Source organism: Microtetraspora niveoalba, assembly GCF_001570405.1.
Lineage (GTDB): Bacteria > Actinomycetota > Actinomycetes > Streptosporangiales > Streptosporangiaceae > Microtetraspora > Microtetraspora niveoalba.
In genome coordinates this window covers 22,698-37,165 of sequence record NZ_BBYM01000017.1, presented here as the reverse complement: position 1 = coordinate 37,165, position 14,468 = coordinate 22,698, and the positions used below count along the sequence as shown (strand labels likewise).

Sequence of the window (14,468 nt, the reverse complement as noted above, 5' to 3'; positions counted from 1 at the left end):
TCTTACTCCCGGAGCCGCAGCCGAAGCTCGATCAGGTGGTCCGTGGCGTCGAGCACGTGCCGCTCGGCGAGGTCGCGCGCCAGGTCGGCGTCGCCCGCGCCGATCGCCTCGGCGATGGCGCGATGCTGTGCCGCCGTCTCATCGTGCCCGCCCAGGTCCTCGTGCGAAAGCCACAGCAACGGTCCGATGTCGGCCTGTAACCGGATCTCCTCCCGGGTGAGCCGCGCGGACTGGGAGGCGGCCGCCACCTCGATGTGGAAGCGGCCGTCCAGCCGGCGAAGCTGCGCGCTCGACTCGGCGGCGGCCATCTCGTCGAGCGAGCGCCACAGCGGGGTGACGTCCGAGGGCAGGGAGCGCTGAGCGGCGAGCCGCGCGGCGGCCCCGGCGATGGCCGCGTAGTGGTCGCCGATGTCGCGCAGCTCGTCCACGGCCAGGTCGGCGAGCCGCTCGCTCACGTCCGGTTCCAGGGGGGCGCGGGCGAAGCTGCCGCCGCCCCTGCCTCGCCTGGTCTCGACGAGTCCCCGCTGCCGCAGCGCCATGAGGGCCTCGCGTACGGTCACGGTCGAGACGCCGAGACGGCCGGCCAGCTCGGCCTCGCTGGGGAGCTGCTCGCCGTCGGCGAGCAGGCCGAGGGCGATGGCGTCGCCGAGGCGCCGGACGACGACGTCCACCCGGGCGGTGTTGTCGACGGGCGAGAAGACCGCGAGGCGCGCGACACTCACGGCCACGCCCAGTCGGTCACTCGCCCGCCGCATCCGATCCTTCGCGCCGCCGTCATGCTGATCTGCCCGCTTTCCCGTCTTCGATCACTTTCGCCGGATAGTTAACACAGTGATACCGGATCGGGGCTTTACCGGAAACCTTTAACCCCATATGTTTCCGGTCATGCCACAACAAGCAGTGACACACGTCACCATCCCGGCATCCGACCGCGCGGTCAGCCTGCGCGGGTTGCGCAAGAGCTTCGGGAGCGTCGTGGCGGTCGCGGGCGTGGACCTCGACGTCGCCGACGGCGAGTTCTTCGCGATGCTCGGGCCGTCCGGCTCCGGGAAGACCACCGTCCTCCGGATGATCGCCGGGTTCGAGTCCCCCACGGGCGGAACCGTCGAACTGGGCGGCCGGGACGTCACCCGGCTCGCGCCGTTCGAGCGGGACGTGAACACGGTCTTCCAGGACTACGCGCTGTTCCCGCACATGAGCGTGCTGGAGAACGTCGAGTACGGCCTGCGGGTGAAGAAGGTCCCGAGGGCGGAGCGGCGCGCCCGCGCGCTGGAGGCGCTGAAGTCGGTCCGGCTCGACGGCTTCGAGAAGCGCCGCCCGGCCCAGCTCTCCGGCGGCCAGCGCCAGCGGGTCGCCCTCGCCCGCGCCCTGGTGAACCGGCCGCGCGTCCTGCTGCTCGACGAGCCGCTCGGCGCCCTCGACCTCAAGCTCCGCGAGGAGATGCAGGTCGAGCTGAAGGCCATCCAGCGCGAGGTCGGCATCACGTTCCTGTTCGTCACCCACGACCAGGAGGAGGCGCTGACCATGAGCGACCGGGTGGCGGTGTTCAACGCGGGCGCGATCGAGCAGGTCGGCACCCCGGCCGAGATATACGAACGGCCCGCCACGGCCTTCGTGGCCGGATTCGTCGGCACCTCCAACCTCATCTCGGGGGCGACCGCGCGGGCCGTGCTCGGCAGGGACGGCACGTTCAGCGTCCGGCCGGAGAAGCTGCGCGTCGTCCTCGGCGACGCCGTCCCTCCGGGCTCCGACGAGCACAGCGCCGAGGGCACCGTCTCGGAGGTCGTCTACGCGGGCCCGGCGACCCGGTTCGTCGTGGATCTCGACACCGGCTCACGGCTCATCGCGCTGCAGCAGAACCAGGAGGTCTCCTCGATGGACGTCATGGGCCTGCGCGGCCGGCGGGTGCGCCTCGTCTGGCAGCGCCGCCACGAGTTCGCCATCACCTCCTGACCCCCTCACCGCTCCGGTCCCCGCCACCCGCTCCCCGCGGGCCCCGCGGCCCGGCGCCCCCCGATCCCCCGCTCCGACCATCCGCGCTCCCCCTCCCCGTGTCGTCCCGCCTCCGGCGGCGGCCGCGCCCGCGCCCCGCCCGTCACCCGGAGCGACGACCTCACCCACAGTCCGTCACACCCGACCGCCACACAAGATCGTCAGACAAGACGGCCGCGCAGGCCGTCGCACAGCAAGGAGAGACAGCATGCGGTCCACCTCCCACCGGCCCGTGCTCCTGACGCGCGGCCTCGCCGTCACGGCCGCGCTGGCCCTGGCCGCCCTGACCGCCTGCGGCGGCGCCTCGACAGACGGCGGCGCCGCGGCCGCCCCGGGGCAGAGCGGTTTCAACCCGCCCGCGCTGAAGGCCGCCACGTCCGTCGGCGCGGGCGAGGGCCAGGTCAACCTGGTCGCCTGGGCGGGATACGCCGAGGACGGCTCCAACGACCCGAAGGTCGACTGGGTCCACCCGTTCGAGAAGGCGACCGGGTGCAAGGTCAACACCAAGGTCGCCGGGACCTCCGACGAGATGGTCAACCTGATGAAGACCGGCGAGTACGACGCGGTGTCCGCCTCCGGCGACGCCTCGCTGCGGCTGATCGCCTCCGGGGCGGCCGCGCCGGTCAACACCGACCTCGTCCCCAACTACAAGGACGTCTTCGACGGCCTCAAGCTCAAGCCGTGGAACTCCGTCAACGGAGTCGCGTACGGCGTGCCGCACGGCCGCGGGGCCAACCTCCTCATGTGGCGCACCGACGCGGTGACGCCCGCGCCCGACTCGTGGGGCGTCGTCTTCGACCCGGCCTCGCCGTACAAGGGGAAGGTGACCGCGTACGACTCGCCGATCTACATCGCGGACGCCGCGCTCTACCTGATGTCGGCCAAGCCGGAGCTCGGCATCAAGAACCCGTACGCGCTGGACGACGCGCAGTTCCAGGCCGCGGTGGACCTGCTCAAGGAGCAGCGGCAGATCGTCGGCGAGTACTGGTCCGACTACACCAAGGAGATCCAGGCGTTCAAGGGAGGCGACACCGTCGTCGGCACCACCTGGCAGGTGATCGCCAACCTGGCCAAGGCGGAGAAGGCGCCGGTCGAGGTGACCCTGCCCAAGGAGGGCTCGACCGGCTGGTCGGACACCTGGATGGTCGCGGCGGACGCCAAGCACCCGAACTGCGCGTACAAGTGGCTCGACTGGATCATCTCCCCGACGGCGAACGCGCAGGTCGCGGAGTGGTTCGGCGAGGCTCCGGCCAACGCGAAGGCGTGTGAGAAGACGTCGGACCCCTCGTTCTGCGACACCTTCCACGCCACCGACGAGGAGTACTTCTCCAAGGTGCGCTTCTGGACCACCCCGATCGCCCAGTGCCTCGACGGGCGCGCGGACGTGAAGTGCAAGGACTATTCCGAATGGACCCGCGCCTGGACCGAGATCAAGGGCTGACCTTCCCCCGGCGTCCCCGCTCCCGGCGCGGCCCCGTGCCGGCCGGGAGCGGGATCTTTGGAGAGATCACATGACTACTTCGGCCGCCGTCGGCCGTACCGGTCCGCGCGCCCGGGTGGCCGCCTTCCTGCACCGCCACGCGCGGGTACGGCTGTCGCTGCTGCTCTCGGCGCCGCTGGCGTGGCTGGGGCTCGCCTACCTGGGCGCGCTCGCCGCGCTCTTCGTGACCGCGTTCTGGTCGACCGACACGTTCACCGGCGACCTGGTCAGGACGTTCACCTGGGCGAACTTCCACGACCTGGTGACCGGCGACGTGTACCGGACCATCGCGCTGCGGTCGCTGGGCGTCGCGGTCGCGGTCACGCTCATCGACCTGATCATCGCGTTCCCGATGGCGTTCGCCATGGCCAAGCTCGCCTCGCCGCGGGCCCAGCGCTGGCTGGTGATCCTGGTGCTCACCCCGCTGTGGGCGTCCTACCTGGTCAAGGCGTACGCCTGGCGGGTGATGTTGTCGTCGGAGGGCCTGCTCGGCTGGGGGTACGGGCTGGGCGCGACGATCGCCACGCTGTCGTACCTGTGGCTGCCGTACATGATCCTGCCGATCTACGCGGGGCTGGAGCGCCTGCCGAACTCGCTGCTCGACGCGGCGGGGGACCTGGGGGCGCGCGGCTGGCGCACGTTCCGGACCGTGGTGTGGCCGCTCAGCTTCCCCGCCGTCGTCGCCGGCTCGATCTTCACCTTCTCGCTGTCGCTGGGCGACTACATCACCGTGAAGATCGTGGGCGGGAAGTCGCAGCTCATCGGCAACGTCGTCTACGACAACATCGGCGCGGCGAACAACCTGCCCTTCGCCGCGGCCGTCGCGACCGTACCCGTCGTGATCATGCTGGCGTACCTGGCGGCGGTCCGCCGCACCGGAGCCCTGGAGAACCTGTGAGAGACCGAAGCGAGCCCGCCGGGGGCCTCCCGCGGGCGGAGGAGGAGACGCGGTGAACCTCTCGCGTACGGCGCGGGCGGCGTTGTGGACGGCGCTGGCCCTCGGGCTCGGCGTCGTCTACGTGCCGCTGGGCGTGGTGGTGCTGAACTCCTTCAACTCCGACCGGACGTTCGGATGGCCTCCCCAGGGGTTCACGCTCCAGTGGTGGGGCGCGGCCTGGCGGTCCACCGGCGTGCGCGACGCCCTGTGGACGTCGGTCCAGGCGGGACTGGGCGCCACCGTGATCGCGCTGGTGCTGGGCACGATGGCGGCCTTCGCCGTGCAGCGCTACCGGTTCTTCGGCCGTGACACGGTGTCGCTGCTGATCGTGCTGCCGATCGCGCTGCCCGGCATCGTGTCGGGCATCGCGCTGAGCAACACGTTCCACTCGGTGTTCGGCGTCCCCCTCGGGTTGTTCACCGTGATCGTCGGGCACGCCACGTTCTGCGTGGTGACGGTCTACAACAACGTGCTGGCGCGGCTGCGGCGCATGGGCCTGAACGTGGAGGAGGCGTCGGCCGACCTGGGCGCGGACACGTTCACCACGTTCCGCCTGGTCACGTTCCCGATGATGCGCTCGGCGCTGCTGGCGGGCGGCCTGCTGGCGTTCGCGCTGTCGTTCGACGAGATCATCGTGACCACGTTCACCGCGGGCGCCGGGGTCAGGACGTTGCCGATCTGGATCTTCGAGAACCTGTTCCGGCCCAACCAGGCCCCGGTGGTGAACGTCGTCGCCGCCGCGCTGGTGATCGTCTCGGTGGTGCCGATCTATCTCGCCCAGCGGCTGTCCGGCGGCGAGCCCCAGACCCGCTGACCCACCGCCCGCGCTTCCTAGGAGCGGGTCGCCGAGGCCCAGGAGGCGTACAGGTCGGCGTACACGCCGGGCTCCTCCACCAGCTCGGCGTGGGGGCCGCGCTGGACGATCCGGCCGTGCTGGAAGACGAGCACCTCGTCGGCGGCCTCGGCCGTCGAGAGGCGGTGCGCGATCGACACGGCCGTACGGCCCCGGGTGATGCCGTCGAGGGCCCGCGCCAGCCGCACCTCGGTGGCCGGGTCCACGGCGGAGGTCGCCTCGTCGAGGAGCAGCAGGTCGGGGTCGGCGAGGTAGGCGCGGGCGAGCGCGACGAGCTGGCGCTCCCCCGCCGACAGGGACTCCCCGCGCTGCCCGACCGGGGTGTCCAGGCCGGCGGGCAGCCCGTCCAGCCAGTCGGCGAGCCCGAGCTCGGTCAGCGCCAGCCGGATCTCCTCGGTGGTCGCGGACGGCCGGCCGAAGCGGATGTTCTCCTCCAGGGTGGCGTCGAAGAGGAAGCCATCCTGGGGGACCATGACGATCCGCTCGCGCAGCGAGGAGAACCGCACGTCCCGCAGGTCGATACCGTCCACGACGACCCGGCCGGACACGGGGTCCATCAGGCGGGTGAGCAGCTTGGCGAACGTGGTCTTGCCCGACCCGGTCTCGCCCACCACGGCCACACGGGTGCGCGGCGGGATGTCGACCGACACGTCGTGCAGGACGGGGGCGCCGCCCGGGTAGGAGAAGCCCACGCCCTCGAACGAGACGGAGATCGGCCCGCGCGGCAGCGTGACGCCGTCCTCCGGGTCGGCCACGTCGGCCGGGGAGTCGAGCACGCCGAGGATGCGCCGCCATCCGGCGATGGCGTTCTGCGCCTCGTTCAGCACCTCGGTGGCGGTCTGCAGCGGGCTGATGAACAGCGTGATCAGGAACAGGAAGGCGACCAGCCGCCCGGCGCTGATCGCGCCGTGCAGGCCGAGCTCGACGCCGAGCAGCACCACCCCGGCCAGGGCGACCGAGGCGACCAGCTCGGTGATCGGGAATGTCAGGCCGACCACCTTCTGCGCCCGGGTCTGCGCGTCGCGCTGGCCGTCCACCGCCGTGTCGATGCGCGCCGCGGTCCGGTCCTCGGAGCCGTACGCCCTGATCACCGCGCTGCCGACGACCGACTCGCTGACGGCGGCGAGCACGTCGCCGGTGCGCTCGCGGACGGCGGTGTAGCGCCGGGCCACCAGCCGCTGGAAGCGCGGCAGCAGGAACACCAGCGGCAGGAAGCACGCCCACACCAGGAGCGTGAGCTGCCAGGAGTAGACGGCCATGACAACGGTCGCGATCACGAGCTGCCCGCCCGCGACCACGATCATCAGCCCGCCCCACTGCATGAAGGTGCTGATCTGGTCCACGTCGCCGGTCACCCGGGAGACCATGGAGCCGCGCCGCTCGCTGTTCTGGGTGAGCACGGACAGGTCGTGGACGTGCCGGAAGCCCTTGGTCCGCAGCGTCGCCAGGCCCGACTCGGTGGCCCGGTAGAGCCGGACGTTCATCAGATATCCGGCCAGCGCGGTCAGCAGCACGGCCAGCGCGCACAGCACGACCGCGTTCCTGATGAACGACACGTCGGGTGCGCCGCCGCGCAGACCGCGGTCGATGACCTGCTGCACCGCGATCGGCACGATGACCTTGCCGAGGGTGGCGAGCACCGCGAGCACCACGGTGCCGCCGAGGCCGCGGCGGAACTCCGGCGACAACCGCAGGCCGTGCCGCAGGGTCTCCAGGGCCGACCGTTCGGCGGCCCGTATGCCGGCGCCGGGCTCCGGAGCCTCCCGCTCCTCGCGCTCCCGCTCGGGTGTCACGGTGGTCACGCCACGACCTCCTCGTCGCTGTCGATCGCGGCCCGCTCGGCCTCTTCCTTCTCGTACGCGGTGACGAGGACGCGGTAGCCCTCGCAGCGGCCGAGCAGCTCCTCGTGGGCGCCCTGGTCGGTCACCGCCCCGTGCTCCAGGTAGACGACCTCGTCGGCCAGGGCGATGGTCGCCATCCGGTACGCCACGACGATCACCGTGGAGCGGGCCGACCCCTCGCGCAGACCGTGCAGGATGCGCTTCTCGACCTGGGGGTCCACGCTGGAGGTGGCGTCGTCGAGGATGAGCAGGCGCGGCTCGCGGACCAGCGCGCGGGCGAGGGCGATCCGCTGCCGCTGCCCGCCCGACAGCGTCGCGCCGCGCTCGCCGACGTGCGTGTCCAGGCCCCCGGGCAGCGCGGCGACGAAGCCGTCCGCCTGGGCGAGCCGCAGCGCCGCCCACACCCGCTCGTCCGGGACGTCGCGGCCGAGCGTGATGTTGCCGCGCACGCTGTCGTCGAAGAGGAACGTCTGCTGGGGGACGAGCGCGACCGACTCGCTCACCTCGCCGCGCGCGGCCTCGCGCAGGTCGGTCCCGTCGATGCGCACCGTGCCGAGATCGGGGTCGATCAGGCGGGCGAGGAGCTGGGTGAGCGTGGACTTGCCCGCCCCCGTGGGGCCGACGAGGGCGACGGTCCTGCCCGGCGCCACGCCGAAGCCGACCTCGCGCAGCACCGGCGCCTCGGGGTCGTAGCCGTAGCCGACGCCGCTCACCTCGATCTCGGCCGGGCCGCGGCCGTCCAGCCGGGCCGCGCCGTACTCCATGGAACCGGAGGCGTCGAGCACGTCCTGGACGCGGTTCCAGCCGACGACGCTGCGCGGCAGCTCGGCGAGCACCCAGCCGAGCGCGCGGATCGGGAAGGCGAGCAGCGTGAAAAGGTACGCGACCTCGATCAGCTCGCCCGCGGCCATGCCGCCGCTCTGCAGCCGCACCGAGCCGACGAGGAGCACGGCGAGCACGCCGAGAGTGGGCAGGGCCTCGAGCAGGGGGTCGAACAGGCCGCGCACCTTGCCGACGGCGATGTTCGCGTCGCGCAGTTCGTCGGCCTTGGCGCGGAACCTGACGGTCTCGGCGTCCTCGCGGCCGAGGGTCTTGACGACGAGCGCGCCGTCGAAGCTCTCGTGCGCGATCTCGCTGACCTCGGCGCGGAGCTGTTGGGCCCGGGTCGCCAGCGGCGACAACTTGCGCTGGTAGACCAGGTTGAGCAGCGCGATGGCCGGAAAAATCAGGAAACCGACGATGGCGAGGACCGGGTCCGTCACGAGGATCGCCACGGCCGCCGTCACCAGCATCACGACGACGCCGACGGCCATGGGCAGCGGCGCGAGCGGCCCCCACGCGGCCTCGGCGTCGGAGCTGGCGTTGGAGAGCAGCTGCCCTGTCGGGTGGCGGTGGTGCCAGGCGAGCGGGAGCCGCAGGTACTGCCGGGTGACCGCGCGCCGCGACGCGGCCTGCATCCGGTACTGCATGACGCCGGCCAGGATGCGCCGCCCCATGACCCCGAGCGCCTTGAGCACGGCGACCCCGACGATCAGCAGCGCCGCGGCCGCCATCGCGCCCGCGCTCGTGCGGCCCTCGCGGAACGCGGGGAGCACGACCTGCTCGGTGGCCCGGCCGAGCGCCCAGGAGGAGGCGACCGTCATCACGCCGTACAGGGCGCTGGAGAGCACGGCGGCGGTGAAGACGCGCGGCTCCGCCCTGATGGCGACACCGATGACCTTGAGACCCTGACGCATGACGGCGGTTGACACCTGAGACGGCACGCGTGGGTCCTCTCGATCTGGCGGCGCGGTCCGACCGGCTCGCTTCCTCTTGTCTCCGGCCTGAACCGGCGTTCCGGACAGGCATCCGCGACGTTACCCGCCCGCGCGGCGCCCCGTATCCGTCCCCGGACCGACACCTTCCCAGGTATTTGGTCCTAGATACTCCTTATCAACCTGATCAACCGGAATATTCCGGCCGGGGCGGATGATCCGTCCCGTCCGCCGGGGTCCGTTAGGCTCGGGCCGTGACCCACTCCCGCTCCGAGCGCGCCGCGCTCTGCGCCCTGCTGGACGACCTCGGGCCCGGCGCCCCGACGCTCTGCGCGGGCTGGACGACCTCCGACCTCGCCGCCCACCTCGCGGTCCGCGAGCGCCGCCCCGACGCGCTGCCCGGCATCGCGGTCGGGGCGCTCGCGCCGTACACGGCGTCCGTGCAGGAGCGGCTCAAGGCCCGGCTCCCCTACCCCGAGCTGGTCGATCTCGTACGGCAGGGCCCGCCGAGGTGGTCGCCGTACGGGCTGGTCCCGGGGGTCGACGAGCTGGTCAACACGGTGGAGCTGTTCGTCCACCACGAGGACGTCCGCAGGGCGCGGCCGGCCTGGGAGCCCAGGGAGCTGCCCGCCGCCCTGGACGACCTGCTGTGGCGGCGGCTGCGAACGATGGCCCGGCTGTTCTTCCGCCGGTCCCCCGTCGGCGTGGTGCTGCGCCGTACGAGCGGGGAGCGTACGACCGGGGAGAAGGCCGCGGGCCGCATGGCCGAGCCGGCCGTGGTGGCGACCGGCGACGCGCAGGAGCTGCTTCTGCTGGCCTTCGGCCGCCAGGCGCACGCCCGGGTGAGCTACGAGGGCGACGCCGGCGCGGTGGCCCGGCTGCGCGAGGCGCCCCTCGGCATGTGAGGCGGTCCCCCGGCCGGGCCCGTGTGCGACCGCACGGCGCGTGTGAGGCGCTCCCGGCCCGTTTCTCCCCCGATGTCCGACACTCCGCGGAAACCCCCACATGTCACGACGTGATGCGGCAGCATGAGGGCCAGCGATCGGAAAAGAAGGGAGGGCGGCGCCTCCTCCCCCTCCACGGCGAGGGCCGCCACAACTCTTATGAACGTGAAGAAGCTGCTGACCTACGCCGCTGTCGCTTTCGTGGTCTTCTACCTGTTCACCCAGCCCACGGGGGCGGCCGCCGCGGTACGGGGTGTGTTCGACGGCATCGGCACCGGCGCCGAGCGGCTGTCGGCGTTCTTCACGTCTCTGTTTTCTGGCTGAAGAGTTAGGCCCCGGAAGGGCCTCATGGCCTCCCGGCTAGTTATGATCATTCGCGTCGCTGGGTATGTGTACCGCCGGGAAACTGACTGCAGGAGGCCCCCCAATGCAGGTCAAGAAGGTTCTTACGTACGCGGCCATCGCGTTCGTGGTCTTCTACCTCTACAGCCAGCCCGCCGCCGCCGCCGGCGCCGTGAAGGGCGTGTTCGAGACGGTGAACACGGGCGCCAGCCGATTGGCCACATTCTTCACGACAGTTCTGGGGTGAGGCGGGGCGCCGCGGCTACGCCCGGCCCCGACGACGCGGCCGGGACGGCGCGGCCGCGTCGGGGTTCTCCTCCCATCGAGCGCGCCGCCCGGGACACGGGGTGGCGCGCGTCGACGCCGTTGCGTTTCAATCAGGGGCCATGACCACGGTCAGCATCAAGGAGGTCGCGGCGCGTGCCGCCGTCTCCCCCGGCACGGTGTCCAACGTGCTCAACCGGCCCGAGAAGGTCGCCGCCGCGACACGGGCCCGGGTCGAGGCGGCGATCCGCGATCTGGGCTTCGTCCGGCACGCCTCGGCCTCCTCGCTGCGCGCCGGGCACAGCCGCACGATCGGGCTGTCGGTCATCGACATCTCCAACCCGTTCTTCACCGACGTCGCCGCCGGGGTCGAGGACGTGGCGAGCGACCTCGGCTACGCCGTGATCCTCGGCAACTCGGCCGGCGACTCCCTCAAGGAGGAGCGCAACCTCCGCGTCCTGGCGGAGCAGCGGGTCCGGGGCGTGCTGATCACCCCGTCCACCGACGAACCGCGCCGCCTCGACCACATCCTCGACCTCGGCATCAACGTGGTCCTGGTGGACCATCCGGCGCACCGGCCCGACCTGTGCTCCGTCGCCGTGAACGACGTGGCCGGCGGCTCGCTCGCCGTCGCCCACCTGCTCGCCGCGGGCGCCCGGCGGATCACGTACGTCAGCGGGCCGCTGTCCATCCGGCAGTGCGGGGACCGGCTCGAGGGCGCCCGCCGCGCCGTACGGCAGGCGGGGCCGGCCCCCGGCGCGACGCTGTCCGAGCTGCCCATGCCGGGCATGAACGCCAGGTACGGCCAGCAGGCGGCGGAGAAGCTGCTCTCCTCGGGGCCGCTGCCGGACGCGGTGTTCTGCGCGAACGACCTGCTGGCCGTCGGCCTGCTACGCGGCCTGCTGCAGGGCGGCGTGCGCGTCCCCGGCGACGTCTCGATCATCGGGTACGACGACATCGACTTCGCCGCCGCGTCCGCGGTGTCGCTGAGCTCGGTCCGGCAGCCGACGCACCGGCTCGGCCGGCTCGCCACCGAGCTGCTCCTCGACGAGTGCGACAACCCGGAGGGGCACGCCCACCAGCAGATCATGTTCCAGCCGGAGCTGGTGGTCCGCGAGTCCACCCGGTAGCCGCCGGGCGCCCGGTGTGACACTGGACGAATGACCTCTGATCTCATCGCTGTGACCGGGGCGACCGGTCAGCTCGGGCGGCGCGTGGCGCACCGCCTCGCCGAGGCCGGGGTGGACCAGCGCCTCGTCGTCCGCGACACGTCCCGCGCGCCGGACCTTCCCGGCGCCCACGCGGTCGCCGCGGCGTACGAGGACACGGACGCGCTCCGGGCCGCGCTCGACGAGGTGCAGACGCTGCTGCTGGTCTCCGCCACCGAGACGGCGGGCCGGGTGGCGCTGCACACCTCCGCCGTGGACGCGGCGCTCGACGCGGGCGTGTCCAGGATCGTGTACGTGTCGTTCCTCGGCGCCGCCCCGGACGCGACCTTCACGTTCGCCCGCGACCACTGGCACACCGAGCAGCACATCCGCGAGAGCGGCGTCAAGTTCACGTTCCTGCGCAACAGCCTGTACATGGACCTGGTGCCGTACTTCGCGGGCGAGGACGGCGTCATCCGGGGCCCGGCCGGGCAGGGGCGGGTCGGCCTGGTGGCGCGGGACGACATCGCCGACGTCGCCGCCGCGGTCCTGCGCGAGCACGGCCACGACGGCATGACGTACGACGTGACCGGGCCGCGGGCGCTCACGCTCGGGGAGGCCGCGGAGGCGATCACCCGCGTGACCGGGAAGCCGGTCCGCTACCACGCCGAGACGATCGAGGAGGCGTACGCCTCCCGGGCCCGCTTCGGCGCGCCCGAGTGGGAGGTGGCGGGCTGGGTCACGTCCTACGCCGCCATCGCCGCCGGGGAGCTGGACGTGGTCACGGACACCGTGGAGAAGGTCGCCGGCCATCGGCCGATGACCTTCGCGGACTATCTGCGCGCGACCTCGGCCGCCTGACGGGCCGAGGTCGCGCGGGGCGGGCGCCGGTCAGCGCACGGGGTGCCCGGCGGCGCGGAGGGCGTCCTTCACGTCCGCGATCTTCAGGTCGCCGAAGTGGAAGACGCTCGCCGCGAGCACGGCGTCGGCGCCCGCCTCGATCGCGGGCGGGAAGTGCTCCAGCCTTCCCGCACCGCCCGAGGCGATCACCGGAACGGTGACGGCGGCGCGCACGGCCCGGAGCATCTCCAGGTCGTAGCCGTCCTTGGTGCCGTCGCCGTCCATGGAGTTGAGCAGGATCTCCCCCACGCCGAGCTCCTGCCCGCGACGCGCCCACTCGACCGCGTCGATGCCGGTGCCCCGGCGTCCTCCGTGCGTGGTCACCTCGAAGCCGGAGGGGGTGGGCGGCCCGTCCACGACCCGGCGGGCGTCCACCGAGAGCACGACGCACTGGGCGCCGAACCGCTGGGACGCCTCGGTCAGCAGCTCGGGGCGGGCGATGGCGGCGGTGTTGACGCCCACCTTGTCCGCGCCCGCGCGCAGCAGCCGGTCCACGTCCTCGACCGTCCGCACGCCGCCGCCGACGGTCAGCGGGATGAAGACCTGCTCGGCGGTGCGGCGCACCACGTCGAGCATGGTGTCGCGACCGCCGGACGAGGCGGTGATGTCGAGGAAGGTCAGCTCGTCGGCGCCCTCGGCGTCGTAGCGGCGGGCCAGCTCGACCGGGTCGCCGGCGTCGCGCAGGTTCTCGAAGTTGACGCCCTTGACCACCCGCCCGGCGTCCACGTCCAGGCAGGGGATGACGCGTACCGCGACCGTCACGGGGCCTCGCCTCCCGCGTCGTCGCGCGTGCCGTCGCCCAGGTACGCCTCGACCTCGACCTCGACCAGCATCCGGGGGTCGACGAGCCCGGCCACCTGGATGCTGGTGCAGGCGGGCCGGACCGTGCCGAAGACCTCGCCGTGCGCGCGGCCGGCGGCGTCGAAGTCGTCCACCTTTACAAGGTAGATCCGCGTGCGGACGACGTCCCGCAGGCTGCCGCCGGCCTTCTCGATCGCGTCGAGCGCGATGGAGATCGCGGTGAGCGTCTGCCGGTAGGCGTCGCCGGCGTGGCGCACCTCGCCGTCCACGGTGGCGGTGCAGCCCGACACCCACACGTGCGGGCCGGCGACGACGGCGCGGGCGTAGCCGTACCGGTCCTCCCACGGGCCGCCGGAGAAGATCCTGGTGCTCATCGGCCGCTCACCGCCGCCAGGGCCTCCTCCAGCGTGAACGCCTGGGCGTACAGCGCCTTGCCGACGATGGCGCCCTCGACTCCCTCGGGGACGAGGCCGGACAGGGCACGCAGGTCGTCCAGCGACGACACGCCGCCGCTGGCGATCACGGGCCGGTCGGTACGGCGGCAGACCTCGCGGAGCAGGTCGAGGTTGGGGCCGCGCAGCGTGCCGTCCTTGGTCACGTCGGTGACGACGTAGCGGGGGCAGCCCTCCGACTCCAGCCGGTCGAGCACCTCCCACAGGTCGCCGCCCTCCTGGGTCCAGCCGCGCGCCGCCAGGGTGGTGCCCCGGACGTCGAGCCCGACCGCGATGCGGTCCCCGTGCTCGGCGATGATCTTGGCGCACCAGGCGGGGTCCTCGAGGGCGGCGGTGCCGATGTTGACCCGGCGGCAGCCGGTGGCAAGGGCGGCGTCGAGCGAGGCGTCGTCACGGATGCCGCCGGACAGTTCGACGTTCACGTCCAGGGCGCCGACCACCGACGCCAGCAGCTCGCGGTTGCCGCCCCGGCCGAACGCCGCGTCCAGGTCCACGAGATGGATCCACTCCGCGCCGGCCTCCTGCCAGGCGAGCGCCGCGGCGAGCGGGTCGCCGTACGAGGTCTCCGTGCCCGCCTCACCCTGCACCAGGCGAACCGCCTGGCCGTCGGCGACATCCACGGCGGGAAGCAAAACGAGCGACATCAGTCAGGACCTCCGGTCAAGTACGACGGTGACGGGCACCGGGATCAGCAGTATCGACGGCACGAGGGCGGGGGCCGGACGGTCGGCCCGGCCCCCGCGGCGGCCTCCCCGCCGCG

15 protein-coding genes are annotated in these 14,468 nt (G+C 72.6%); 9 read left to right on the top strand and 6 right to left on the bottom strand.

Features of this window, described 5'->3' with window-relative positions:
* Positions 1-2: 2 nt before the first annotated feature.
* Complete coding sequence (locus AWQ70_RS16750; RefSeq protein ID WP_218004553.1) at positions 3-722, bottom strand: FadR/GntR family transcriptional regulator; 720 nt, start codon at positions 720-722, stop codon at positions 3-5.
* A gap of 163 nt (positions 723-885) precedes the next feature.
* On the opposite strand from AWQ70_RS16750, the gene AWQ70_RS16745 reads away from it, so the two are divergent.
* From AWQ70_RS16745 to AWQ70_RS16730, 4 genes are all read left to right on the top strand, one after another.
* Positions 886-1,953, top strand: coding sequence for an ABC transporter ATP-binding protein (locus AWQ70_RS16745; protein ID WP_157530112.1), 1,068 nt, complete (start codon positions 886-888; stop codon positions 1,951-1,953).
* A gap of 247 nt (positions 1,954-2,200) precedes the next feature.
* Entirely contained in the window at positions 2,201-3,433 is a 1,233-nt protein-coding gene (locus AWQ70_RS16740) for an ABC transporter substrate-binding protein (protein ID WP_084517216.1), read from the top strand.
* A gap of 70 nt (positions 3,434-3,503) precedes the next feature.
* Positions 3,504-4,370, top strand: coding sequence for an ABC transporter permease (locus AWQ70_RS16735; RefSeq protein WP_067176977.1), 867 nt, complete (start codon positions 3,504-3,506; stop codon positions 4,368-4,370).
* 52 nt (positions 4,371-4,422) lie between these two features.
* Positions 4,423-5,223, top strand: coding sequence for an ABC transporter permease (locus AWQ70_RS16730; protein WP_067176973.1), 801 nt, complete (start codon positions 4,423-4,425; stop codon positions 5,221-5,223).
* Between the two features lie 17 nt (positions 5,224-5,240).
* Here AWQ70_RS16730 and AWQ70_RS16725 read toward each other — a convergent pair whose 3' ends face one another.
* Both AWQ70_RS16725 and AWQ70_RS16720 read right to left on the bottom strand, forming a co-directional pair.
* Entirely contained in the window at positions 5,241-7,055 is a 1,815-nt protein-coding gene (locus AWQ70_RS16725; RefSeq protein WP_373282343.1) for an ABC transporter ATP-binding protein, read from the bottom strand.
* 5 nt (positions 7,056-7,060) lie between these two features.
* Positions 7,061-8,839 carry an ABC transporter ATP-binding protein gene (locus AWQ70_RS16720; protein ID WP_067176967.1) on the bottom strand — a complete coding sequence of 593 codons (1,779 nt, stop codon included), beginning with the start codon at positions 8,837-8,839 and terminating at the stop codon, positions 7,061-7,063.
* Positions 8,840-9,111: 272 nt separating this feature from the next.
* Here AWQ70_RS16720 and AWQ70_RS16715 point away from each other — a divergent pair, with 272 nt between their 5' ends.
* The 5 genes from AWQ70_RS16715 (at position 9,112) to AWQ70_RS16705 (ending at position 12,416) form a co-directional block, all read left to right on the top strand.
* A complete protein-coding gene (locus AWQ70_RS16715; RefSeq protein ID WP_067176963.1) occupies positions 9,112-9,762 on the top strand; it encodes a TIGR03085 family metal-binding protein in 651 nt (216 codons plus the stop codon).
* Positions 9,763-9,966: 204 nt separating this feature from the next.
* Positions 9,967-10,125, top strand: a complete 159-nt coding sequence (locus AWQ70_RS39890; protein ID WP_169808685.1) for a hypothetical protein — start codon at positions 9,967-9,969, stop codon at positions 10,123-10,125.
* A 103-nt stretch (positions 10,126-10,228) separates the two neighbouring features.
* Positions 10,229-10,390, top strand: coding sequence for a hypothetical protein (locus AWQ70_RS39885; protein WP_169808687.1), 162 nt, complete (start codon positions 10,229-10,231; stop codon positions 10,388-10,390).
* A gap of 139 nt (positions 10,391-10,529) precedes the next feature.
* Positions 10,530-11,537 carry a LacI family DNA-binding transcriptional regulator gene (locus AWQ70_RS16710; protein WP_067176959.1) on the top strand — a complete coding sequence of 336 codons (1,008 nt, stop codon included), beginning with the start codon at positions 10,530-10,532 and terminating at the stop codon, positions 11,535-11,537.
* 30 nt (positions 11,538-11,567) lie between these two features.
* Positions 11,568-12,416 carry an SDR family oxidoreductase gene (locus AWQ70_RS16705; RefSeq protein WP_067176956.1) on the top strand — a complete coding sequence of 283 codons (849 nt, stop codon included), beginning with the start codon at positions 11,568-11,570 and terminating at the stop codon, positions 12,414-12,416.
* Between the two features lie 30 nt (positions 12,417-12,446).
* On the opposite strand, the gene hisF is transcribed toward AWQ70_RS16705, so the two are convergent.
* The 3 genes from hisF to priA are packed head-to-tail and all read right to left on the bottom strand — an operon-like array spanning position 12,447 to position 14,352.
* Positions 12,447-13,217: an imidazole glycerol phosphate synthase subunit HisF gene (gene hisF / locus AWQ70_RS16700; protein WP_067176953.1), complete on the bottom strand. Its 771-nt coding sequence runs from the start codon at positions 13,215-13,217 to the stop codon at positions 12,447-12,449.
* The gene (locus tag AWQ70_RS16695; protein WP_067176951.1) at positions 13,214-13,630 is read right to left on the bottom strand and encodes a RidA family protein; all 417 of its coding nucleotides are present in this window, start codon (positions 13,628-13,630) and stop codon (positions 13,214-13,216) included. Before AWQ70_RS16695 ends, hisF begins: the two co-directional genes overlap by 4 nt.
* A complete protein-coding gene (gene priA / locus AWQ70_RS16690) occupies positions 13,627-14,352 on the bottom strand; it encodes a bifunctional 1-(5-phosphoribosyl)-5-((5-phosphoribosylamino)methylideneamino)imidazole-4-carboxamide isomerase/phosphoribosylanthranilate isomerase PriA (protein ID WP_067176947.1) in 726 nt (241 codons plus the stop codon). The genes AWQ70_RS16695 and priA overlap by 4 nt, the downstream gene beginning before the upstream one ends.
* Positions 14,353-14,468 lie beyond the last annotated feature (116 nt).